Raw genomic sequence first — 24,996 nt, 5'->3', positions numbered from 1 at the left:
GCGTCTCCGGCAATCCCCCCTTGAACCTTCGCGGGAAGTAGAACTACATGAAACCAATCTGGATTGTCGACGACGATGCATCGATCCGCTGGGTGCTGGAAAAGGCCCTGGCGCGCGAGAACCTCGCCACCCGGAGTTTTGCCAGCGGCCGCGAAGCGCTGACAGCATTCGAAACGGACACGCCGCAAGTGCTGGTGTCCGACATCCGCATGCCCGGCGAATCGGGCCTCGATCTGCTGGCCGCCGTCAAGGAACGCCATCCGGGCCTGCCGGTCATCGTCATCACCGCCTTTTCCGACCTCGACTCCGCCGTCGCCTCGTTCCAGGGCGGCGCCTTCGAATACCTGGCCAAGCCGTTCGACATCGACAAGGCCGTCGCCCTGATCCGCCGCGCGCTCGAGGAGAGCCTGCGCGAGGCCAGCGTCGACATCGCGCCGAGCGAGACGCCCGAGATCCTGGGCCAGGCGCCCGCGATGCAGGAAGTGTTCCGCGCGATCGGCCGCCTGTCGCAGTCGAACGTGACCGTGCTGATCACGGGCGAATCGGGCACCGGCAAGGAACTTGTCGCACGCGCGCTGCACAAGCACAGCCCGCGCGCGCAGCAGCCGTTCATCGCGCTGAACACGGCCGCGATCCCGAAGGACCTGCTGGAATCCGAACTGTTCGGCCACGAGCGCGGCGCCTTCACGGGCGCGCAGGCGATGCGGCGCGGCCGCTTCGAGCAGGCCGAGAACGGCACCTTGTTCCTGGACGAAATCGGCGACATGCCGTTCGACCTGCAGACGCGTTTGCTGCGCGTGCTGTCCGATGGCCATTTTTACCGCGTGGGCGGGCACCAGCCCGTGAAGGCGAACGTGCGCGTGATCGCGGCCACGCACCAGAACCTGGAGCAGCGCGTGCGCGACGGCCTGTTCCGCGAAGACTTGTATCACCGCCTGAACGTGATCCGCCTGCGCCTGCCCAGCCTGCGCGAACGGAGGGAAGATATCCCCATTCTGGTGCGCCACTTCCTGGTGCAGAGTGCACGCCAATTGGGCGTCGAGACCAAGCGCATGAGCGACGAAGCGCTGCGCTTCCTCACCGGCCTGGAACTCCCCGGCAACGTGCGCCAGCTGGAAAACCTGTGCAACTGGATCACGGTGATGGCGCCGGGCCAGACCGTGGAGGTGAAGGACCTGCCGCGCGACCTGACCCAGGCCCAGCCCATGCCGGCCGGCGGCAATGGGATCGCCGTCGGCATCAGTTCCGGCGTCGGCACGGTGACGCTGGCGCCGCCGTCGTCCGGCATGGCGCACCACGCCGAAGCGGGCGTGCTGCCGAATGGCGCCGACGGCTGGATCGGCCTCCTGGAACTGCAGGCCGCGCGCATGCTGTCGGACGGGCAGGTGGAAGTGATGGACGTGCTGGGCCGCCAGTTCGAATCCGCGCTGATCCGTACGGCGCTGAAGCACACGCATGGCCGCAAGAACGACGCGGCGATCCGGCTCGGCATCGGGCGCAATACCATCACGCGCAAGATTGCCGAGTTGGGCATCGACGGGGCGAAGGACGAATAACGCATACGCCGGTTGAACGCGTGGGCACCACGTGCCCACGCGAGCGTTGGCGTAATGCCGGCCTATGGGACGATGGTGTAAGCTCTGTCATCTTTGCAACAACGTTTCGATGACATGCTGATCAACTGTGTCGCCTACCAGGAAGGCAAGAAGCTGTGCGACATCCCCGTCGAAGACATCAGCGACTACCTGGATAAACCCGGCTGCTTCGTCTGGGTTGCGCTGCGCGACGCCACCGACGCCGAAATGGCGCAGATGAAGGAAGAGTTCGCGCTGCACGAACTGGCCGTCGAAGACGCCGCGCGCGGCCACCAGCGTCCCAAGATCGAGGAATACGGCGACTGCCTGTTCACCGTCGTGCACACGGTCGATCTCGTCGATGGCGACCACCTCGCCACCGGCGAGCTGGCGATCTTCGCGGGCAAGAATTACGTCCTGTCCGTCCGCCGCGATTCCGCCAAGGGTTTTCTCGGCGTCCGCGCACGCGCCGAGCGCGAACCGCATCTATTGAAAATGGGCTCGGCCTTCGTCATGTACGCGCTGATGGACGCCGTCGTCGACCGCTACTTCCCCGTCGTCGACATGCTCGAATCCGAACTCGAGACGATCGAGGACCGCATCTTCACGCACGGCGCCCAGCGCGAGAACGTCGAGCGCCTGTATCAATTGAAGAGAAAGGGCCTCGTGCTGCGCCACGCCGTGTTCCCGCTGCTGGAAGCGATCGGCCGGCTGCACGGCGGCCGCGTCCCCCCGCTCATCGTCGGCACGCAGGATTATTTCCGCGACGTGCACGACCACCTGATCCGGATCGGCGGCCGCCTCGACGCGATCCGCGACACGATCAGCACCGCGATCCAGGTGAACCTGTCGATGGTCTCCATCGACGAAAGCGAAGTCAATAAACGCCTCGCCGCGTGGGCCGCAATCTTCGCCGTGTTCACGGCCTTCGCCGGCGTATGGGGCATGAATTTCAAGTACATGCCTGAGCTGGAATGGAAGTGGGGCTATCCGATGGCGCTCGCCGTCATGATCGCGGTGTGCGTCTACCTCTATCGGCGCTTCAGGAAGGCCGGCTGGTTGTAAAGAAAAACGCCCGGTGCGCGAACACCGGGCGTTTTGATTTGCTGCGCGACTACGTGCTTAGAACGTGTAGTTCACGCGCGCGTAGAAGGTGCGGCCCAGCGGATCCGTGTAACGCGGATCGTAGCCGGCCTGGAACGTGTAATCCTGGTACGACAGCGGCGGATCGCGGTCGAGCAGGTTACGCACGCCGACGGTCAGGCCCAGGCCCTTCTTCTGCTGCCAGGCGCCGTACAGGTCGAACGTCGTGTAGGAAGCGACATGGTTGGTCGGATCCTGGTCGACGTAGCCGCTCTTGTAGCGGGCGGTCAGGCCGGCCGACAGGGCGTCGCGGCTCCACACCAGGTTGTTGGTCGACTGCCAGCGGAACACCGGACCCGTGCCCGAGTACACGCCGACATTCTGGTTCCACTCGCCGCCTTCCGTGTTCTGGTACTCGTACTTGTGGACGTAGGTCGTGTTCGACGCGAACGAGAACGTGCCGTAGCCGGCCGAGCGCCAGCGGTAGTTGGCCGACAGGTCGATACCGTTGGTGATGATGCCGCCCAGGTTCTCGTTCAGGCGCTCGATGTAGCCGCAGGTCGCCGGGTTCGGGCACTGCGAACCGTCCACCGACAGTTCGCCGGCCGGGTTGCGGTGGTACCGGGAGGCATACTTGACGTTGTCGGCGAAGATGTCGTCCAGGCTCAGCACGCTGATCTGGTGGTCCAGCTTCAGGGCCCAGATGTCGACGCCGACGCTCAGGTTCTTCAGCGGCTCGATCATGATGCCGATCGTGGCGTTCTTCGACTTCTCCGGCTGCAGCGCGGGGTTGCCGCCACCCAGCACCTGGAACTGCTGGCTGCAGTTCGCGGCGCGCGAGTGGCCCGGCAGCGGGTTGCCGCCCGGGCAGTTGACCGGGTCGTCATACGTGCCGGCGGTGTTGGTGAAGGTCTGGGCCGAGTGGATATCGTACAGCGACGGGGCGCGGAAGCCGGTCGAGTACGAACCGCGCACCAGCACCGCCTGCGTCGGCTGCCAGCGGAACGACACTTTCGGGTTGGTCGTGTTGCCGAAGTCGCTGTACTTGTCGTAGCGGACCGAGCCCGTCACGTCCAGGGTTTTCAGGATCGGGACGTTCAGTTCGCCGTAGACGGCGTACGTGTGACGCGAGCCCGAGTTGAGCGTGTTCGGGTCGATACCGGTCGAGGCGACGACCTTCTCGGCAAACTCGGTATTCGCGGCGCTCGTGAACTTGTCGTACGTCGTCGCCGCGCCCAGTGCCAGGGCGGCGCCGCGGCCGGCGTTCAGCCAGTCGCCCAGCTCGCGGCTGGCGTGGAAGTCGAGGCCCGTGGTCTGGCCGCGCGCGGTCTGGATGGTGCCCGACAGGGCGGCCGAGTTCAGCAGCGCGGTGCCTGCGGCGGACTGGTCGCCGAACGGGTTGATCACGCCGTCCCGGACGCCCTGGGTGATGAGGCCACCGTCGCTGTAGCCGAACAGCTGCTCCTGCACGCGGTTCTCGTTCCAGGTGACGGCACCGTCGTAGTCCCAGCCGGCGACGTTGCCGGCCAGCGAGACGACCAGGCGCTGCTGGCGGTTCGTGTTCTTGTCCTGGCGCACGCCGTTCGGCATGTCGCGCCATTTCACGTGCGTGAAGCCCGGCTGCACACCGTCCGGCATGAAGGCTTCGGTGTAGGTCGGATCCAGGCCGGCCGGGTAGTACGGGTTGGCCGTGCCGTCCGGACGCAGGCGGTTCATGTACAGGCCGCCGTACGGGACCGGGGCGATGGTGGTGCCGACGACGCTCTGGCTCGTCAGGTATTCGACGCCCAGTTCGTGCTGGCCCAGCTTCAGGGTGCCGCGGATCAGGCCGGAGTCGCGGATGTTGCGCGGGATGTAGTCGACGAACGACGAGGTCGTCATCAGGCAGCCGGTGCCGCCGTCCGGAATCAGGTGCACGCCGGTCGTGCAGCCCGGGCCGGCCGGGTTGACGCTGTCGCCGCCCTGGTAGTAGTTGGCCGGGAAGGTCGAGGTCGACAGGCCGCCCGGGTAGCGGGTGTTGTACGAGCGGTCGGTACCGGTCAGCGGGTACTGTTCCTGGTGGTCGATCACGGCCGAGATGTTCCAGCCCTGGGTGTCGAGGTCGCCCCAGCCCAGCGCGACGTTCGCGTTGATCGAACGGCCGCCGCCGTGCGACGCGACGTCTTCGCCGAAGGTGGCGCTGCCGCCCTGGTAATTCTTCTTCGTGATGAAGTTGATCACGCCGCCCACGGCGTCGGAGCCGTACAGCGACGACGCGCCGTCGCGCAGCACTTCGACGCGCTCGAGCGCGGCGAACGGGATCATGTTCAGGTCGGGGGCCGAGCTGTCGTAGGCGTTGTTCGCCAGGCGACGGCCGTTCAGCAGCACCAGGGTCTTGTTCTGGCCGATGCCGCGCAGGTTGGCGAACGAGGCGCCGCCCGTGCTGGAACCAACCGACTGGCTGGTGCCTTGCTGGGCCTGCGAAACGCTCAGGTTCGACATCACCTGCTCGATGGTGGTCAGACCTTCCTTCTTCAGGTCTTCGACACGGAGCACGGTGACGGGCACGGCCGTTTCAGCGTCGATACGCTTGATCGCCGAGCCGGTGATTTCGACGCGCGCGATCGGCGCCTGCTGCACTTCCTGGGTTTGTGCCAGGGCGGTGCCGGCAAAACCGAAGCCGGCTGCCAGCGTCGTGCCGGAGAATATGAGGCGCAGGGTCCGCGCCATGGTTTTTTCTGTGAGCATCTTGGTCCTGTTTTGTAGGTTACAAGTTTGAAATAGCGGATAACCAATATTTCAAGAACAGTAAACATACACCACAGAAACTAAAATTCACGCAGATTTGTGGTGTAATTACGTCAAAAACAGACAGATTTGCATTAACGCTTGTAAAAATTTGAAACAATATTTCTTTGTGAAATCAAGCGTGTATGTACGACATCTTTATGTACATATGTCTCGATCAGTGGAATCAGGTGGTTTCGGCCATGCAGGCGGGCGCCGGCCGTGAGACCGGCGCCAGGGGAGGTGAGGAAGGAACTCAGCCGACCATGGCCAGTGCGACCGCTTCCGCGACGCGGATGCCGTCGATCGCGGCCGACATGATGCCGCCCGCGTAGCCGGCGCCTTCGCCGGCCGGGTACAGGCCTGCCGTGTTCAGGCTCTGCAGGTTGTCGTCGTGGCGCTTGATGCGGATCGGCGACGACGTGCGGGTCTCGACGCCGGTCAGCACGGCGTCTTCCTTGTAGTAGCCCTTGATCTGCTTGTCGAACGCGACGAAGGCTTCGCGCAGCGCCACGGTGGCGTAGTCGGGCAGGGCCGGGGCGAGGTCGGTCAGGTGCACGGCCGGCTTGAACGACGGCGTCACGCTGCCGAATTCGGTCGACGGCACGCCGCGCACGAAGTCGCCCATCAACTGGCCCGGGGCATCGTAATTGCTGCCGCCCAGCACGAAGGCGCGCGATTCCAGTTCGCGCTGGAACGCGATGCCGGCCAGCGGGTGGCCCGGATAGTCGGACGGGGTGATCCCGACGACGATCGCGCTGTTGGCGTTGCGCTCGGCGCGCGAATACTGGCTCATGCCGTTCGTGACGACGCGCCCTTCCTCGGACGACGCGGCCACGACGGTACCACCCGGGCACATGCAGAAGCTGTACACGCTGCGGCCGTTGGAGGCGTGGTGGACGATCTTGTAGTCGGCCGCGCCGAGGATCTTGTTGCCGGCGTTCGGGCCGAAGCGGCAGACGTCGATTAGCGACTGCGGATGCTCGACGCGGAAGCCGATCGAGAACGGTTTCGCTTCGACGTACACGCCGCGCTCGTACAGCATCTCGAACGTGTCGCGCGCGCTGTGGCCGACGGCCATCACGAGGTGGCGGGTCGGGATCGTCTCGCCCGTGTGCAGCCTGACGCCCACGACTTGACGGGCGCTGCCTTCGCCTTCGATCAGCACGTCTTCCACGCGCGTCTGGAAGCGGATCTCTCCGCCCAGCGCGAGGATCTCGGCGCGCATCTGTTCCACCATTTTCACCAGGCGGAACGTGCCGATGTGCGGCTTGCTGACGTACAGGATTTCCTCCGGCGCGCCCGACTTCACGAATTCATTCAGGACCTTGCGGCCGTAGTGCTTCGGATCCTTGACCTGGCTGTACAGCTTGCCGTCCGAGAAGGTGCCGGCGCCGCCTTCGCCGAACTGCACGTTCGATTCCGTGTTGAGCTTGCGCTTGCGCCAGAAGCCGAAGGTGTCGACGGTGCGCTCGCGCACGATCTTGCCGCGTTCCAGCACGAGCGGCTTGAAGCCCATCTGGGCCAGGATCAGCGCGACGAACAGCCCGCACGGGCCCATGCCCACGACCACGGGCCGCGGCGTGCCCGGCGCGGGGAGGGCCTTCGTCACGAACTTGTAGCCGGTGTCGGGTGCCGGGACGATATGCGGATCGCGCGCCAGCCGGGCCAGCACGGCCGCCTCGTCGCGGACTTCCACGTCGAGGGCGTAGATCAGGACGATGGCGGTCTTCTTGCGCGCGTCGTAGCTGCGCTTGAAGACCGTGAAGTCGATCAGGTCTCCGCTTTCGATACCAAGCCGGCCGACGATGGCGTCGCGCAGGGCGTGGTCGGGGTGATTCAGGGGCAGTTTGAGTTCGTTAATTCGCAGCATGATGAGTGGTAGGCCGGCGCGCGGCGGCGCCGGACGGGCGCCGTGCCGGCGGCGGCAGATCGGTACAGGCGCCAGTATAAGGCATCGGCCACCCGGGCCGGCAGAAAAGGGCCCGTTACGGGGTACCGGGGAATGCCCCGTTTCCCTCGTTTTCTGTTGTAGACAAGCAACCGACGTTGGTTTCCCCCATGCATGGTGGCAACCGGAACATCAGGCGATTCCATCCAAAATGCGTGAGGTTAAGAATTTTCCTGCTGCAGTGCGTCGAGCATGTTCTGGGTCGAATTCAAGCAATATGCATGGCAAGTTCGGGTGACTCACTTCAATAGTGCAATATTTGTCCAAAAGAAAACCCTTTCTGGTGCTGCACTGCACCAGTGAAAAGCATTAATTCTTTCGTTTTCTAAATGTGTTGTTTCTACACATTTCGGCAATTGTGTTTCATTGACACTTTCGCTTTTGCTATGGTTTTATCGACAAATCAGTAACGTTTGATATCTATGAAACGTTATTTGAGAGGGTTCGTCCTACAGGGCGAATGATGAAAAAACACATCAATTAGTGTGATAGTCACCAGTAGTTTAAACGCACCAGGCCAAAAGCCTTTGCAGGCAACGGCCGTGCAAACGGGGGCGGCGCAGCTTGGCCGCCCCCGCGCATAAGCGCCGTGCCTGCATGTGGTGAACGTAAAAGACCACTTTGAGAGATTCGAGAAGGAGAAGTATTCATGACGTTTAAATTGAAGTCGATGCCATTGGCGATTTCGTTCGTAGTGGCCAGCGGCGCTCTGCTGGCAGCACCGGCAATGGCTCAGACGCAAGATGCGGTCAGTGCCCAGGCACCCGCGCGCGTGGTCGTCACCGGTTCGCTGATCAGCCGTACCGACACCGAAACCCCGACCCCCGTGCAGGTGTTGACGGCCGCGGACATCCAGAAAAGCGGCAAGACCTCCGTCGCCGAACTGCTGAACGACCTCGCCGCCAACGGCCAGGGCACGCTCGGTACCGGCTTCTCCGGCGCATTCGCGAACGGCGCTTCCGGCATTTCGCTGCGCGGCCTGACGGTCGGCGCGACCCTCGTGCTGGTCGACGGCCACCGCCTCGCCCCGTACCCGCTGTCGGATGACGCCCAGCGCGCCTTCGTCGACGTCTCCTCGATTCCGTTCGATGCCATCGACAGCATCGAAGTCCTGAAAAGCGGCGCTTCGTCGCTGTACGGTTCCGACGCCATCGCCGGCGTCGTCAACATCAAGCTGAAGAAAAACCTGAACGGCACCCGCGTGGCGGCCGAATCCGGCAACACCCAGCACGGCGGCGGCAAGACGCACCGCGCGTCGATCAGCACCGGTATCGGCGACCTGGACAACGACGGCTACAACGCCTTCATCACTGCCGAGTGGCGCCGCCAGGGTGCGATCAAGGTGGCGGACCGCGACCGTTTCGACTGGGCCAATGCCGACTGGCGTTCGCGCGGCGGCAACAACATCCGCCTGGGCGTGCCCAACGGCCTGAACTCGCGCCTGACCGCGACCAACAGCCCGTTCCTGTACAACCCGGCCGGCCCGGCTAAACCGGGGATCAATCCTGCCACGGGCAAGCCGTATGCTGCGATCGACAATTCGGCCAACTTCCAGTTCCTGGATCCGACCAAGTGTAACTACGACCTGTACATGAGCGGCGGCTGCGCCATCCGCGATGACAAGACGAACATCCAGCCGCAGACCGAGAACATCAACCTGCTGGTCGGCATGACCAAGAAGCTGAACGCGGACTGGGAACTGGCGTTCAAGGGCTCGATGTTCCAGCGTAACAGCGTGAACAACCGCGGCAGTTACCTGTCGGCCTATTCGCCGACCACCTTCGGCGGCAACAACTCGCTGAACAATGGCGTCGTGACCTCGGGCAACAGCCGTGTACCGAGCACCCTGATCCCGGCCAACGCGGCGTTCAACCAGCTGGGCGCGCCGGCCCGCCTGTACGGCTACATCCCGGGCACCGATCCATTCGCGACCCAGGACAACACCGCGACCACGACCCGCTTCGCCCTCGACCTGCACGGCAGCGCCTACGGCTGGGACGTCAACGTCGCCGGCGGCATCACCAAGGTCAAGACCGACATCGACTACAGCGGCTACATCGACCGTGCAGCCCTGTACAACGCGATCTTCAACGGCACGTGGAATCCGATCGGCGGCAACTCGCCGGCACTCCTCAACACGGTGTCGCCGCACTTCTCGAACACCCTCGAGTCGAAGCTGAACTACTTCGACGCGGTCGGTTCGCGCGAGCTGATGCAACTGGGCGCCGGTCCGCTGGCCCTGGCAGCCGGCGTGCACTACCACAAGCGCACCCAGAACTCGCCGGCGGCCAGCCTGACGGCAAACGGCCAGGTCGCACAGACCACGGCATTCGTGATCGGCGACGAGACGAACACCGCAGCCTTCGCCGAACTGCAGGCAACCCCGATCAAGAACCTGGAACTGCACGCGTCGGGCCGTTACGACCACTACAAGAACTTCAACAAGTTCACGCCGGCGGCGAGCTTCAAGTGGGCGCCGATGAGCCAGTTCGGCGTGCGCGGTACGTACGCCAAGGGCTTCCGCGCGCCGAACCCGGCCGAGGTGGGCAATGCCGGTTCGTTCTTCACCTTCAACGGTATCGACGATCCGGTCCTGTGCGCGAACGGCAACCCGAACACCGCGGGCAATGTGCCGACCGCCTGCGGCCTGAACCCGCCGTACGTCCAGCTGACCACGCCGTCGCTGTCGCCTGAGAAATCGACGTCCTACACCCTGGGCGTGATCCTGGAGCCGGTGCGTGGCCTGAACGCCACCCTCGACTACTACAACATCAAGGTCACCAACCAGATCGTGTCGGCCGCCGGTAACGATCCAAGCTACGTCCCGGCATTCGTGCGCGGCCCGGTCACCCCGCTGGACATCGCCAACGGCGACGGTACCACCTCCGTCGGCACCCCGGCGCTGGGCCCGATCATCTACGCGACCTCGCCATACGTGAACCTGGGCGGCACCAAGACCAGCGGCATCGAAGCGGACATCGGCTACCGCTGGCGCCTGCCGAACGACCTGGGCTCCCTGAAGGCGAACCTGAGCGCGGCGCACACCTTCAGCTACCTGACGGAAGCCGCCGGTGGCGTGAGCTACCAGCTGGCCGGCACGCAAGGCCCGTCGGCGATTTCCGGCGCGACCGGCAGCCCGAAGGACCGTGCACAGTTCTCGCTGGCCTGGAGCCGTGGCCCGCTGGACGTGAACACGACGGTGAACTACACCAGCGACTTCTCGACCATCGACCCGTCGCTGGGCGTGAACGACTGCTCGGGCCCTGGCGGTACCAGCTTCAACGTGGGTGGCCGCGCGTACTTCCGCAACCTGCCGCAGCCTGAGTACTACTGCCACGTTGCATCGTTCACGTCGGTCAACCTGAACCTGCAGTACAAGCTGAGCCAGAACCTGACGGTGAAGGGTTCGATCCTGAACCTGTTCGACCGCCAGCCGCCGGCTGACGTGGCGACCTACGGCAACTCGGGCGCGCAAACGTCGTACAACGCCTCGCTGCACCAGGCAGGCGCCATCGGCCGCTTCTTCAGCCTGGGCCTGGCCTACACGTTCTAAGCGAAACCAAGCGAAACCGTTTCGCACAACCCCGCACGCAGCCCCGGCTGCGGGCGGGTTTTTTTATTCAGATCCCGCCCCAGCCCGCCGCCAGGATCGCGAGCGCGGCCAATCCGGCCGTCTCCGTGCGCAGCACGCGCGGTCCCATCGACAGGGCCAGTGCGCCGGCAGCCCGCGCCGCATCTTCTTCCTGGTCCGTGAAACCGCCTTCCGGCCCGACGAGCAGGGTGATGTCCTGCGCCGGGGTCGCGCGCACCCACTGCGCGAGCGATGCGTCCGCGCGCGGGGAGAGCAGGATGCGCGTGCCGGCGCCTGCGCTGGTGCCTGATTCTGCAAGCCAGCGGTTCGCGTCCTGCACGGGCGCGACGTGTGCCAGCCGGTTGCGTCCGCATTGTTCGGACGCGCTGACGACGACGGCCTGCCAGTGTGCAAGGCGCTTGTCGGCACGGTCGCCCGAAAGCCGCACGACCGAGCGCTGCGCCGCCAGCGGGATGATGCCGGCCGCACCCAGCTCGACGGCCTTCTCGACGATCCAGTCCATCTTGCTGCCCTCCGGCAAACCTTGGGCCAGGGTGACGCGGAAGGGGAGTTCCACGTCGACGGCGTCGTGCGCAAGGATCTCGGCGCTGGCGCGGCGCTTGCCGATCTCGGCGAGGCGCGCGCGCACCTGGCCGCCCTCGCCATTGAACAGCACGAGCTCGTCGCCGCTCTGCTGGCGCACGACGTGCAGGTGGTGGGCGACCGCTTCCGGCAGGTCGACGACGCTGCCGGGGATCAGCGCCTGGGGGCAGTAAAAACGTGGCATGGATGATAATCGGAACCGTTAACGAGCCGGCATTTTAAAGCGAGGTTGTCATGCTCTGGTAAAATACCCGGTTAAGGCCAGCTTGACCGCCACCGCTTCCCTATCCTCAGACCCACACATCCATGAAATCTCTGCAAACCACCACCCTGATGGCCAACGCAATTCGTGCGCTGGCGATGGACGCCGTCCAGAAGGCGAATTCCGGCCACCCCGGCATGCCGATGGGCATGGCCGAGATCGCCGTCGCGCTGTGGGACGGCCATTATCGCCACAACCCGGCCAATCCGGGCTGGATGAATCGCGACCGTTTCCTGCTGTCGAACGGCCACGGTTCGATGCTGCACTACGCACTGCTGCACCTGTCGGGCTACGACCTGTCGATGGACGACATCCGCGACTTCCGCCAGATGCATTCGAAGACCCCGGGCCACCCGGAAGTCGGCATCACCCCGGGCGTGGAAACGACCACCGGCCCGCTGGGCCAAGGCATCGCCAACGCCGTCGGCATGGCGCTGGCCGAGTGGCTGCTCGCGAAGGAATTCAACCGTCCGGGCTTCGACATCGTCGACCACTACACGTACGCGTTCCTGGGTGACGGCTGCCTGATGGAAGGCATCTCGCACGAAGTCGCGTCGCTGGCCGGCACGCTGCGCCTGAACAAGCTGATCTGGCTGTACGACGACAACGGCATCTCGATCGACGGCAAGGTGGAAGGCTGGTTCACGGACGACACGCCGCAGCGCTTCGCAGCGTACGGCTGGAACGTGATCCCGGGCGTGGATGGCCACGACGTCGCCGCCGTGGACGCGGCCATCGCGCAGGCCAAGCAGTCGGACCGTCCGACGCTGATCTGCTGCAAGACCATCATCGGCAAGGGTTCGCCGAACCTGCAGGGCGGCGACAAGGTGCACGGCGCCGCGCTGGGCGAGAAGGAAGTCGCCGCGGTGCGCGAGCACCTGATCTGGGACGCCATCCCGTTCGACATCCCGGCCCCGATCTACGAAGCCTGGGACCAGAAGCAGAAGGGCGCCGCCGTCGAAGGCGAGTGGAACGCGCTGTTCGCCGGCTACCGCGCGCAGTACCCGGAACTGGCCGCCGAATTCGAGCGCCGCATGAAGGGTGACCTGCCGGGCAAATTCGAAGAGACGCTGGCCGCCGCCATCGCGCAGACCATCGACAAGAAGGAAACCATCGCGACCCGCAAGGCGAGCCAGAACGCGATCCAGGCGCTGGCCCCGGTGCTGCCGGAATTCCTGGGCGGCTCGGCCGACCTGACCGGCTCGAACCTGACCAACTGGAAGGAATCGGTCGCCGTCCGTTCGGGCACCCCGGGCAACCACATCAACTACGGCGTGCGCGAATTCGGCATGGCCGCGATGATGAACGGTGTCGCCCTGCACGGCGGCTTCATCCCGTTCGGCGCCACGTTCCTGACGTTCTCGGACTACAGCCGCAACGCCCTGCGCATGGCCGCGCTGATGAAGATCCGTTCGCTGTTCGTGTTCACGCACGACTCGATCGGCCTGGGCGAAGACGGCCCGACGCACCAGTCGGTCGAACACGTCTCGTCGCTGCGCCTGATCCCGAACCTGGACAACTGGCGTCCGTGCGACACGACGGAATCGACCGTCGCCTGGGGCGCTGCGGTCAAGCGCAAGGACGGTCCGTCGACCCTGATTTTCTCGCGCCAGAACCTGCCGTTCATGGAGCGTGACGCGGCAACCGTCGCGAACATCGCCAAGGGCGGCTACGTGCTGCGCGATGTGGCGAATCCGGCCGCGGTCCTGATCGCGACGGGTTCGGAAGTGGAACTGGCGGTGAAAGCCGCCGAAACCCTGGCTGGCCAGGGTATCCAGGTGCGTGTGGTGTCGATGCCGTCGACCGACGTGTTCGAGCGCCAGGACGCGGCCTACAAGGCTGCCGTGCTGGGCCGCGGCATCCCGCGCGTGGCCGTCGAGGCTGGTGTGACGGACTTCTGGTACAAGTACGTCGGCCTGGAAGGTGCCGTGGTGGGCATCGATACCTTCGGCGAATCGGCTCCGGCCCCGGTGCTGTTCAAGCACTTCGGCTTCACGGTCGAGAATGTTGTCGCCAAGGTCAAATCGGTCCTCCCGGCCTGATGGATTGCACCCGCCGGCCCTGAGACTGTCCGGCCGGCGGGTTTCACGCTATGCTTCGGTGTTACGATTTTTTTAATCAGGAGTGAATAAATGACGATCAAAGTAGCAATCAACGGTTATGGCCGTATCGGCCGCAACGTGCTGCGCGCTTTCTACGAAGGCGGCAAGAAGCAGGACATCCAGATCGTGGCGCTGAACGATCTCGGCAACGTCGAGCACAACGCCCATCTGACCCGTTACGACACGACCCACGGCAAGTTCCCGGGCACCGTCGAAGTGGACGGCGACTACATGATCGTCAACGGCGACCGCATCCGCGTGTACGCGCAGCGCAACCCGGCCGAACTGCCGTGGGGCGAGCTGGGCGTGGACGTCGTGCTGGAATGCACCGGCTTCTTCACCACCAAGGAAAAGGCATCGGCCCACCTGAAAGGCGGCGCCAAGAAGGTCATCATCTCGGCACCGGGCGGCAAGGATGTCGACGCCACCATCGTGTTCGGCGTGAACCAGGACGTGCTGAAGTCGACGGACACCGTCATCTCGAACGCATCGTGCACCACCAACTGCCTGGCCCCGCTGGTCAAGCCGCTGAACGACGCCATCGGCCTGGAAAACGGCCTGATGACCACCGTGCACGCCTACACCAACGACCAGGTGCTGACCGACGTGATGCACGAAGACCTGCGCCGCGCCCGTTCGGCCACGCAGTCGATGATCCCGACCAAGACCGGCGCCGCCGCCGCCGTCGGCCTCGTGCTGCCGGAACTGAACGGCAAGCTGGACGGCTACGCGATCCGCGTGCCGACCATCAACGTGTCGATCGTCGACCTGTCGTTCATCGCCAAGCGCGACACGACGGTCGAAGAGATCAACAAGCTGATGAAGGACGCATCGGAAGGCGCGCTGAAAGGCATCCTGACGTACAACACCGAGCCGCTGGTGTCGGTCGACTTCAACCACAACCCGGCATCGTCGAACTTCGACGCGACCCTGACCAAGGTGTCGGGCCGCCTGGTGAAGGTGTCGTCGTGGTACGACAACGAGTGGGGCTTCAGCAACCGCATGCTGGACACCACCGTGGCGCTGATGAACGCGAAATAATCGGGTTCGGCACCATGAAAAAGCGCTCCCTCGGGAGCGCTTTTTTTATTTGCTCTTCGGCCACGGGGTCAATATCTCGAACCCGTTCTTCGTCACCGCGATCATGTGTTCCCACTGCGCGGACAACGACCGGTCGCGCGTGACGACCGTCCAGCCGTCGTCGAGCTGTTCGACGTCGGCGTCGCCCAGGTTGATCATCGGTTCGACCGTGAACGTCATGCCTTCCTTGATGAGCATGCCCGTGTTCGGGCGGCCGTAGTGCAGCACTTGCGGGTCTTCGTGGTAGACCTTGCCGATGCCGTGGCCGCAGTATTCGCGCACGACGGAATAGCCCTGGGCTTCCGCCAGCTTCTGGATCGCATGGCCCACGTCGCCCAGGCGCGCGCCCGGGCGCACGGCGCGGATGCCGGCCATCATGGCGTCGTACGTCGTGTCGACGAGCTTCTTCGCCTCCGGACTCGGGGTGCCGACGAAGTACATGCGGCTCGTGTCGCCATGCCAGCCGTCCTTGATCACGGTGACGTCGATGTTGACGATGTCGCCATCCTGCAGGATCTCGGCGGGGGAGGGGATGCCGTGGCAGACGACGCTGTTCACGGACGTGCACAGGGTCTTCGGAAAGCCGTGGTAGCCGACGTTGGCGGGCGTGGCCTTCTGCACCTTGCGGATGTAGTCGTTGCAGCGCCGGTCGAGTTCTTCGGTGGAGACGCCGGGGACGACGTATTCCGCGATCATTTCCAGCACCTCGGCCGCCAGGCGGCCGGAGACGCGCATCTTGGCGATATCTTTTTCGGTCTTGAGTTTGATAGGCATGGTTCGTGACTTGTTCATCGACCGTTCATGATAGCCGCTCGGATGAAAAAATGCCCGCCAGGCGAACCTGGCGGGCATTGTTCAGGCGTTCAAACGGGGATTAGAACGACTGGTTGTAGCGCACGTAGATGAAGCGGTCGATCGGCAGGTTGGCGTCCACCGCCGACGAGGACGACGCACCCAGGATGGTGGTACGCGCTTCCTTGTCGAAGATGTTGTTGGCGCCGACCATGATCTGGCCTTTCCACGAGGTCTTGTACGCGACGCTCACGTCGTTGTAGACCATTGCACCCTTCTGGTTGTAGCCGGTACCCCAGTTGGCGAGACCTTTCGGGGTCGAGCATTCCACGGTGCTGCTGAAGCACTTGTCGCGGATACCGCCGAAGTAACGGGCCGTCCAGGTGGCGCTCCAGTTGCCCAGGCTCCAGTCCAGCGCGACGTTCGACTTGACGCGGTAGTAAGCGTAGCCGCCACCGCCGTCGTATTCGCCCAGCGAGCTTTCCCAGTCGGCCGTGTTATCGGCCTTGGTGCGGTACTTGGTCACGAAGGTCGAGTCCGAACGCAGGCCGAACGCGCCGTAGGCACCACGCGGGAAGCGGTAGGCCAGCGACAGGTCGTAGCCTTCGGTTTCCAGCGCGCCCAGGTTGGCGTTGCCGCGCGACAGGTTGGTGATCTGGCCCGTGATCGGGTCACGCTTGATCGCGTTGCAGAACGAAGCGACACCCTGCACGTAGCAGTATTCGGCGACCTGGGTGGCCGAGATGCCGCTGATCAGGTTGTCGACACGGATGTTGTACCAGTCCAGCGAGCCCGACAGACCCGGCAGGAAGGCCGGGCTGTAGACGAAGCCGAAGGTCTTCGTCTTGGCGCGTTCCGGCTGCAGCGATGCATTGCCGGCACCCGACATGAACGGGTTGGCGCTCTGTGCGCCGCCCGCGTCGCTGATCGGGGTGTTGGTCTGGTCGGTCTGGCGGAAGCCCGGACGCGCACCTGCCGCCGTGCAGCGTGCATCGACGCCCGGCGTACCGCGCTGGCCGTAGGCGCTGTCGCACGGGTCCATGTACGTGTCGTAGGTCTGCTGGCCGCCGCCGAACGTGTCGCCCACGGTCGGTGCGCGGAAGCCTTGTGCCCACGTGCCACGGACCAGCAGGTCCTTGATCGGCTTCCACATGAAGCTGGCTTTGCTGTTGTGGGTGTTGCCGAAGTTGCTGTAGTCCGAGTAGCGGGTCGCCAGGTCGACGCTCAGCAGTTCCGCGAAGCGCACACCCTTCAGGATCGGGATGTTCGTTTCGAGGTAGGCTTCACGCACCGAGTACTTGCCGATGGTCGAATTGCCTGCCAGGTCGGTCGAGTAGCCCGATTGCTCGAACTGGCCCGGGATGTCGTAGCCGCGCACTTCGCGGTGTTCGACGCCGCCTGCCACGCCCAGCATGCCGGCCGGCAGCTGCAGCAGCTCGCCGCTGATGTTGGCGGTCGCGCTGTTGATGGTCGAGCCGTAGGTTGCCTGGCCGGTCGACATGACGTAGTCCAGGGTTTCCTTGTTGGTTGCGCCCGGACCGGCGATGATGTTGAACGGCTTGCATTCCGCCAGCGGGATCGGGGCGGCAGCGGTGCCGCACTGGACGACGCCGTTGGCGTTCAGGAACGACGGACCCAGAGCCTTCTTCAGGTTCAGCAGGTTGACGTTGCCGGTGCCCATGGTCGTGCCGCGGACGGCGCTGTGGTTGTAGCCCACGTCCCAGTTCCAGGCCTTGCCCTTCCAGTCGAACGTGCCCGACAGGGTGGTGTCGACGTGGAACGTGTTGTTCGTGTTTTCCGTCACGCGCGGCACTTCGACGGTGCGGCGGATGAAGTACAGGTCTTCACCGAACGGGTTGTAGTAGTTGTCCTTGTCGATATAGACCGGGTAGCTCGGCTGCGCATCGCTGCGCAGCGGGTAGCCTGCGACCTGCGCGGACGACTGGCGCTGCGAGTACATCGCGGTCGTGCTCAGCTGCATGTTGTACGGCAGTTCCAGCGTGCCCTTGGTGAACAGCGTGTCCAGGCGATTCGGCATCTGGAACATCATCTGCGAGGCGCTGTTGAACTTGTCCTCGACGATGCTGCTCTTCCAGTCGTGGTAGTTGGCCGTGTTGCGCGGGTCCGAGCCCGTGCCGATACCGTTGCCGCCGGCGCCGCCGGTGTGGTTCAGCACGTAGTCGAACGCATCGCCGTTGGCCGGCAGGACTTCAGCCCACGGACCGGCGCCCAGGCCGGACGTCGGGTGAGCCGGGCCCTTCGGGTATTTGGTGATGTCGCGGTCGCGGGCCCACACGGTGCCCTGTTCGGTGTGCGACAGGCCGACCATCAGCGACGCCTTGTCGCTGCTCGCGCCGTAGGTCAGCGAGAAGTCCTTGGCGCGGCCGTCGGCCTTGTCGTTGGCGCCGCTGTAGAGGCTCAGCTGGCCGCCATCCATGCGCTTCTTCAGGATGATGTTGACCACGCCCGAGATCGCGTCCGAGCCGTAGATCGACGAGGCGCCGTCCTTCAGGACTTCGATGCGCTCGATCATGGCCGACGGGATGGTCGACATGTCGGTGTAGCCGTCGACGGACTGGGTCCAGCGCTTGCCGTCCACCAGGACCAGCAGGCGGTTCGAGCCCAGGTTGCGCAGGCTGATGTACTGGCCGCCGTTTTCGCGGTTCGACGTCAGCGAACCGCCGCGGTCGAAGTCCGGCGTGCCGGCGGAAGACAGTTGGTTCAGGATGTCGCCGACGGTCACGAGACCCGTCTTTTGAATCTGTTCCTGGGTCATCACCTGGATCGGTTGTGCCGTTTCCAGGTCGACCTGGCGGATGCGCGAGCCAGTCACTTCGACACGCTGCAGCGGCGCCGGTTGGGTCTCTTGCGCGTAAGCCGCGTGCATCCCGAACGCGATGCCGCTGACGCAGATCAGGCGGATCGAGCGGGACAAGACTTTTTCCATCATGGTTACAAAACTCCTAGGTTAGAGCACGGCGAACTGGGTAGCAGCAGCCGTGTGAGGCCGTCGCTGCGAAGCGACTGTCTTGAAAGCAATGTGGTTAACATTTTTTTTCAAGCTGGCAATGGAAGCATCCACCGTGGCAGCCTGTCAATGTTCGAGGGTGCATATTTGTGGGTGTTGCGGGTTTGCGTAATTACAAGTAAATCACCGAAGTTGGGCGTATTTACGGAAACAAATGTTGGGTACAGACATGAATCTATGCTGAATGCATCAGTTTGGACGTAGAACCCCCTACAGATCGCTAGAATGGGTGCAACATTCTTTTACGGCCGGAATGCACCAGATTGGGGCAAGAGAATTTGCCTGCTTTTTAGACTGTTACATTTGTACAACAGGCAAAATTTCTTGAAAGGTCAGAACGACTGGTTGTAGCGCACGTAGAACAGGCGATCGATCGGCATCTGCGGATCGACAGCCGATGACGCCGACGTGCCGTTCACGAAGGACGTGTTGGCGTCGTAGACGATGCGCGGCTTGCGGTCGAATACGTTGTTGGCGCCGACCAGCAGCTTCGCTTGCCACGGCAGGGCATACCCCAGCGACAGGTCGCTGTAGACCTGTGCGCCGAACTTCGTGTAGCCCGTGCCCCAGCTGGCCGGGTCGTTCGGGTTGCTGCATTCCTCGTTATTGGCCGCGCTCCAGCAATGGACCTTCACGCCGCTGTAGTAGCGCGACGCCAGCGTGGCGCTCCAGTTGCCGAGGTTCCAGTCGAGTGCCAGGTTCGACTTCACGCGGTTGTACGTGAACTCGCCGGCATAGTTGTCCCAGTTCGACGCCGGCGTGCTCCTGATGCGGAACGTTTCGGTATAAGTCGATTCCGAACGTACGTTGAACTGGCCAAAGGCCGTGCGCGGGAAACGGTAAGCGAGGGCCAGGTCGAAGCCCTTCGTCTGCAGTTCGCCCAGGTTGGCGTTGCGGCGCGACAGGCTCGTGATCATGCCGGTGACCGGGTCGCGCTGAATCCTGTCGCAGAACGCCTGCACGCCGCCGACATAGCACTGGTTGATCTCGTAGGCCGCGGTCACGCCCGTGATGCGGTTCTCGACGTGGATGTCGAACCAGTCCAGCGCGATCGAGGCGCCGTTCAGCCAGCCCGGGCTGTAGACGAGGCCGATGGTCTTCGTCGTCGCCGTTTCCGGCTGCAGCGCGGCGTTGCCGGCGCCCTGCTGGAACGGGAACGGCGTCTGCGCGCCGCCGGCGGGGACGGGCGTGCCGGCCTGGTTGACCTGGCGGAACCCGGCCGGAACGCCGGCGGCCGCGCAGCGGGCCGCCACGGCCGGGTTCTTCGCCGCTTCGCCATACTTGCTGTCGCACGCGTCCAGGTAGGCGTCAAAGGCCTGCGAACCGCCGCCGAAGGTGTCGTTCAGGGTCGGCGCGCGGAAGCCCTGGGCGTACGTGGCGCGCGCGAGCAGGTCGCGCACCGGCTTCCACATCACGCTGGCCTTGCTGTTCGTGGTGTTGCCGAAGTTGCTGTAGTCGGAATGGCGCGACGCGATGTCGATGCCCAGCAGTTGCGCGAACGGCTTGTTCTTCAGCAGCGGGACGTTGAATTCGATATAGGCTTCGCGCACCGTGTACCTGCCGACGGTGGCGTTGCCTGCCAGGTCGGTCGAGTAGCCCGACTGCTCGAACTGGCCCGGACGGTCGTAGCCGCAGACGGAGCGGTGCTCGAGCCCGGCCGCGATGCCGACCGCGCCGGCCGGCAGGTCGAACAGGTCGCCGGTGATGTCGGCGGTGGCGCTGTTGATGGTCGAGCCGTAGGTGGCCTGGCCGGTGGACATCACGTAGTCCAGCGCCGCGGCGGTCGACGCCGACGGGCCGCCCACGATGTCGAACGGCACGCACTCGGCCAGCGGGATCGGGTTGGCGGCCGTGCCGCACTGTACGGCACCCGCCGCGTTCAGGAACGATGGGCCGAGCGCCTTTTTGAGGTTCAGCAGGTTCAGGTGGCCTTTCGACAGGATGGCGCCCGTGATGGCGCTGTGGTTGTAGCCGACGCTCCAGCTCCACGCCTTGCCGGACAGGTCGACGGTGCCTTCCAGGCCGACGTCGATGTGGAGCGTCCGGTTCTCGTTGGTCGCCATGCGCGGCACTTCGGTCGTGCGCCGGTAAAAGAACAGGTCCTGGCCCGGGTACGGGTTGTAGTAACTGTTCTTGTCGATGTAGACGGGGAACTTGCTCTGCGTAAGGGAGCTCAGCGGGTAGCCGGCGTTCTCGCGCGCCGCCGTGCGGTCCGCGAACATCGCCGTGGTCGTGAAGCGCATCGCGTGCGGCAGGGTGATGCTGCCCCTGGTGAAGATGGACGCCAGCCGGGTCGGCGACAGATACATCATCTGGTCCGACGAGTTGAACGTATCGGCATCCGCGCCGGTATAGTCGTGGTAATTGTTCGGATCGCGCGAGCGGGTGCCGGTGCCGTCGCCCAGGTACGAACCGGTGTGGTTCAGGATCTTGTTGAAACCGGTCGCGCCGCCGCCGGCGTTCACCTGGCGGATGCGGCCCCACGGGCCCGTGCCGAGGCTGGCGTTCACGTGGCCGGGGCCGTACAGAAAGGCGGTGATGTCGCGGTCCTTCGCCCACACGGCCCCGTCCTCGGTGTACGTCAGGCCGAACATCATGTTCGCCCTGTCGCCGCCCGCACCGTACGACAGGGCATAGTCCTTCTTTCTGCCGTCGCCTTGTTCGTTGCGGCCTGCGTACACGCTGGCCAGGCCGCCCTGCATGCTCTTTTTGAGGATGATGTTGACGACACCCGCGATCGCGTCCGACCCGTAGATCGACGAAGCGCCATCCTTCAGGATGTCGATGCGCTCGATCAGCGCCGCCGGGATCGTCGACATGTCGGTGTAGCCGGCGACCGTCTGCGTCCAGCGCTTGCCGTTTACCAGCACCAGCAGCCGGTTCGCGCCGAGGTTGCGCATGTTGATGTACTGGCCGCCCTGTTCGCGGTTCGACGTCAACGTCTGCCCTTTGGAAAAGGCCGGGGTGCCGGCGGCGGACAGGTTGTTGATGATGTCGCCGACGGTGACGAGGCCGGTCTTCTGGATCTGGTCCTGGGTCAGCACCTGGATCGGCTGCGCCGTTTCCAGGTCGACCTGGCGGATGCGCGAGCCCGTCACTTCGACGCGCTGCAGTGGTTCTTGTGCAAGGGCCGACATCGTATGCGTGGCAAGGGCCACGGCCAATGCGATTCTTGTACGCTGTTGCATGAAGACTCCGGTAATAGGCTTGACGTAGATCACTACGTTGGCCCTACCGGAGTCTTACGTATTGACGAAAATCAATTCGTAAATACTTTCCTAAAGAAAATTCTTATATGTGGAAACAGTCGTGCCACAGCCGCACGACGACGTCTGCATGTTTCGCGACGAGACTGCGTTCCACGCGAGCATTTTCCTGACCCTGCAGGCGGACCTGGTGCTGCAGCTTGCGCATGGCGCGGTATGCGGCGGCGGCGCCGTCGGCCAGGCCCGTGTCGATGAGCCCCAGCGTGCCGCACAGTTTCAGCAGGGCGATGTTGCCGACGTTCGCCGTCAGCTGCGGATACGCGGCCGCATGCCGCAGCACGAGGTACTGGACGATGAACTCGATGTCGATCATGCCGCCTTCGTCGTGCTTCAGGTCGAAACGCTCGTCGCGGGGCGGGTGCGCGTCGCGCATGCGCTGGCGCATCTTGACGACTTCCTCGCGCAGTTCGGCCTCGCGGTTCGAGCGGTCCTGGCGCAGCACCTGTTCGCGGATCGTCTCGAACCGGGCACCGATGCCGGCATCGCCCGCGCAGAAGCGCGCGCGGGTGAGGGCCTGGTGCTCCCACAGCCACGCGGACGATTGCTGGTAACGCTCGAACGCGGTCACGGACGACACGAGCATGCCGGACGCGCCGTCCGGCCGCAGCGCCGTGTCGATGTCGAACAGGATGCCGGCCGGCGTATGCGTCGTCATCCACGTGATGAAGCGCTGGGCCAGCTTGGCGTAGTTCGAGGGCGCCATGTCGTCGTCGTCGTCGAACAGGAAGATCACGTCCAGGTCGGAGACATAGCCCAGTTCCTTGCCGCCCAGCTTGCCGTACGCGATGACGGCGAAGCGCGGCACCTCCACGTGACGCGACGCGATGGTGCGCCAGGCGCGGCGCACGACCTCGCACACGATCAGGTCGGCCAGCGCGGACAGGTGGTCGGCCAGGCGTTCGACGGACAGTTCTCCCGCGAGATCCAGCGCCAGCAGGCGGAACATCTGGGCGTGGTGGGCTTCGCGCAGGATGTCGAGCTGGCGCTCCGTGTCCCCCGTGGCTTCGTCGAGCTGGGCCGCGAGGCTCGTCGCCAGCGAAGGCAGATCTTCGGCGGCGTTGCCGCGGTCGTCCAGCAGCTCGTCCAGCAGGATCGGGTGCTGGGTCAGGAAGGTCGCGGCCCAGCCGGACGCGTTGATCATGCGGAGCACCCGCTCCAGTGTGTGAGGATATTCCGTCAGCAGCGACAGATACGCGGAGCGGCGCGCAATGGCTTCGAAGAAATCGAGCAGGCGGCCCAGGGTGGCCGCGTGGCTGCCGGCACCCGCTTGCGCGACGACGTCCGGGATCTGCGTCAGCGCCGTGTTGACGAGGGCGACGAGGCGGTGGCGGCTCGCTTCCGGCAACGTCTGCAGCCGGGGCGCCTGCCACGTGGCGACGAGACGGTTCGCGCCGGCCTGCGGATCGTCGAAGCCCAGGCTCGCGAGGCGGTCGGCGATGGCGTCGCGGTTGTCCGGATCGGTCAGCAGCGCATCCGGGTCGACCGGCTCGGTGCCGGCCGCCTTGTCCGCGAAGATCGCGTCGAACTGGGCGGCGACGAAGACGCGCCACGCGTCGAGCCGGGCCAGCAGCTCGGCCTCGTCGGCCATGCCCATCATGCGCGCGACCGTGTTCCGGTCTTCGGGCGCGACGGGCATCGTGTGCGTCTGGGCATCCTCCAGGTATTGCAGGCGGTGCTCCAGGTTGCGCAGGAATGTATAAGCTTCAAGCAATTGCTCGACCGTGTCGGCGGCCAGCAGTTCGCGCTCGGCCAGCAGTCGCAAGGTCTTGCGCGTGGAGCGCTCGCGCAGCGCCGGATCGCGGCCGCCGCGGATCAGCTGGAACACCTGCGCCAGGAATTCGATTTCGCGGATGCCGCCGCGGCCCAGCTTGACGTTCTGGTTGCGCTCCGGATGCAGGCGCTCCTGGCGGTTGACCTCGGCGCGGATCTGGGCGTGCATCGTGCGGATCGCGTCGATCACGCCGAAGTCGAGATAGCGCCGGAACACGAACGGCCGCACGATGGCGTCGAGCGCCGCGATGTCGGCCGGGTCGCCGGTGACCGCGCGCGCCTTGACCCAGGCATAACGTTCCCATTCGCGCCCCTGTACGATCAGGTAGTCCTCGACCATGTTCAGGCTCGCCACGAGCGGGCCCGACTTGCCGTTTGGACGCAGCGCCATGTCTACGCGGAACGTAAAACCGTCTTCGGTGATTTCGGACAGCGCGGCGATCAGCTTGCGGCCGAGGCGCCCGAAAAATTCGTGATTGGACAGCGATTTCTGGCCGGGCCCGGCGTTCGTGTCGCCGTCCTCGGGGTAGACGAAGATGAGGTCGATATCCGACGAGACGTTCAGTTCGCCGCCGCCGTGCTTGCCCATCGCCAGCACCATCATCTGCTGGGGGCGTCCGGAATCGGCGCCGACCGGTTCGCCGTGCAGCGCGGTCATTTCCGCCATCAGCTCGGCCAGGTGGGTCTGGACGGCGAAATCGGCGAAGCGGCTCATCGCCGTGACGACTTCGTCGAGGTCGGCCTGGCCGTCGAGGTCGCGCCGGATGATGGTGCAGATGAGCAGGTTGCGCAGGCGGCGCATCGCCCGGGTTGTCGGCAGGACTGTGCCGTTCGGACCCAAGGCGGCCTCGGTCTTCAGCGCTGCGCCGAAATCGAGGGAGGCCAGCGATAATGCGGACAGGGTATCGACGCGCCCGGCACGGGCCGGATCGGCGCCGAGCCAGCGTTGGTAAAAGCGCGACATCTGCGCCAGAGACTGCGGGGAAGCTTGAAGCATAGGGCGATTTCCAGACGAGTTGTGCGTTTCGGGACGCTTGCTATGGGGTAAAATTGCCCGCCATGCTGCCCTGGGTCAGCACGATGGTAAGGTAGACGCCGCGGATGTTGCAAGCGCTCTCTTATTTACAGATTATTAATACTCGGCGAGC

The 24,996-nt window shown here is 64.6% G+C and carries 12 protein-coding genes; 5 read left to right on the top strand and 7 right to left on the bottom strand.

Annotated elements, in window-relative coordinates; genetic code table 11:
• Window positions 1-47 precede the first annotated feature (47 nt).
• Together ntrC and corA are read left to right on the top strand one after the other, a co-directional pair.
• Complete coding sequence (gene ntrC / locus P0M04_RS02530; RefSeq protein ID WP_259448903.1) at window positions 48-1,556, top strand: nitrogen regulation protein NR(I); 1,509 nt, start codon at window positions 48-50, stop codon at window positions 1,554-1,556.
• 114 nt (window positions 1,557-1,670) lie between these two features.
• Window positions 1,671-2,639: a magnesium/cobalt transporter CorA gene (gene corA, locus P0M04_RS02525; RefSeq protein WP_259448904.1), complete on the top strand. Its 969-nt coding sequence runs from the start codon at window positions 1,671-1,673 to the stop codon at window positions 2,637-2,639.
• Window positions 2,640-2,696: 57 nt separating this feature from the next.
• On the opposite strand, the gene P0M04_RS02520 is transcribed toward corA, so the two are convergent.
• Together P0M04_RS02520 and P0M04_RS02515 are read right to left on the bottom strand one after the other, a co-directional pair.
• On the bottom strand, window positions 2,697-5,366 hold the full coding sequence (locus P0M04_RS02520) for a TonB-dependent receptor (protein WP_259448905.1): 2,670 nt from the start codon (window positions 5,364-5,366) through the stop codon (window positions 2,697-2,699).
• A gap of 313 nt (window positions 5,367-5,679) precedes the next feature.
• Window positions 5,680-7,296: an NAD(P)/FAD-dependent oxidoreductase gene (locus P0M04_RS02515; protein WP_259448906.1), complete on the bottom strand. Its 1,617-nt coding sequence runs from the start codon at window positions 7,294-7,296 to the stop codon at window positions 5,680-5,682.
• Window positions 7,297-8,101: 805 nt separating this feature from the next.
• Between P0M04_RS02515 and P0M04_RS02510 the strand changes: the two genes are divergently transcribed.
• A complete protein-coding gene (locus tag P0M04_RS02510; protein ID WP_259448907.1) occupies window positions 8,102-10,927 on the top strand; it encodes a TonB-dependent receptor domain-containing protein in 2,826 nt (941 codons plus the stop codon).
• 67 nt (window positions 10,928-10,994) lie between these two features.
• On the opposite strand, the gene P0M04_RS02505 is transcribed toward P0M04_RS02510, so the two are convergent.
• The gene (locus P0M04_RS02505; protein WP_259448908.1) at window positions 10,995-11,732 is read right to left on the bottom strand and encodes a 16S rRNA (uracil(1498)-N(3))-methyltransferase; all 738 of its coding nucleotides are present in this window, start codon (window positions 11,730-11,732) and stop codon (window positions 10,995-10,997) included.
• Window positions 11,733-11,854: 122 nt separating this feature from the next.
• Here P0M04_RS02505 and tkt point away from each other — a divergent pair, with 122 nt between their 5' ends.
• Window positions 11,855-13,852, top strand: a complete 1,998-nt coding sequence (gene tkt, locus P0M04_RS02500; RefSeq protein ID WP_259448909.1) for a transketolase — start codon at window positions 11,855-11,857, stop codon at window positions 13,850-13,852.
• A gap of 90 nt (window positions 13,853-13,942) precedes the next feature.
• Window positions 13,943-14,953: a type I glyceraldehyde-3-phosphate dehydrogenase gene (gap, locus tag P0M04_RS02495; RefSeq protein ID WP_259448910.1), complete on the top strand. Its 1,011-nt coding sequence runs from the start codon at window positions 13,943-13,945 to the stop codon at window positions 14,951-14,953.
• Window positions 14,954-14,998: 45 nt separating this feature from the next.
• On the opposite strand, the gene map is transcribed toward gap, so the two are convergent.
• The 4 genes from map to glnE all read right to left on the bottom strand — a co-directional run bounded on the left by map (window position 14,999) and on the right by glnE (window position 24,845).
• Window positions 14,999-15,766 carry a type I methionyl aminopeptidase gene (gene map, locus P0M04_RS02490; RefSeq protein WP_259448911.1) on the bottom strand — a complete coding sequence of 256 codons (768 nt, stop codon included), beginning with the start codon at window positions 15,764-15,766 and terminating at the stop codon, window positions 14,999-15,001.
• Window positions 15,767-15,866: 100 nt separating this feature from the next.
• The gene (locus P0M04_RS02485; RefSeq protein WP_259448912.1) at window positions 15,867-18,734 is read right to left on the bottom strand and encodes a TonB-dependent receptor plug domain-containing protein; all 2,868 of its coding nucleotides are present in this window, start codon (window positions 18,732-18,734) and stop codon (window positions 15,867-15,869) included.
• A gap of 410 nt (window positions 18,735-19,144) precedes the next feature.
• Entirely contained in the window at window positions 19,145-22,000 is a 2,856-nt protein-coding gene (locus P0M04_RS02480) for a TonB-dependent receptor plug domain-containing protein (RefSeq protein WP_259448913.1), read from the bottom strand.
• Between the two features lie 103 nt (window positions 22,001-22,103).
• Window positions 22,104-24,845 (bottom strand): bifunctional [glutamate--ammonia ligase]-adenylyl-L-tyrosine phosphorylase/[glutamate--ammonia-ligase] adenylyltransferase, encoded by a 2,742-nt coding sequence (gene glnE / locus P0M04_RS02475; protein WP_259448914.1) that lies wholly within the window; start codon window positions 24,843-24,845, stop codon window positions 22,104-22,106.
• Window positions 24,846-24,996: the final 151 nt, after the last annotated feature.

This window comes from Telluria mixta (assembly GCF_029223865.1).
GTDB classification, from domain to species: Bacteria; Pseudomonadota; Gammaproteobacteria; order Burkholderiales; family Burkholderiaceae_D; genus Telluria; species Telluria mixta.
Note: the sequence above shows the minus strand (reverse complement) of the source record. Positions and strands in the feature narration are given on the sequence as shown.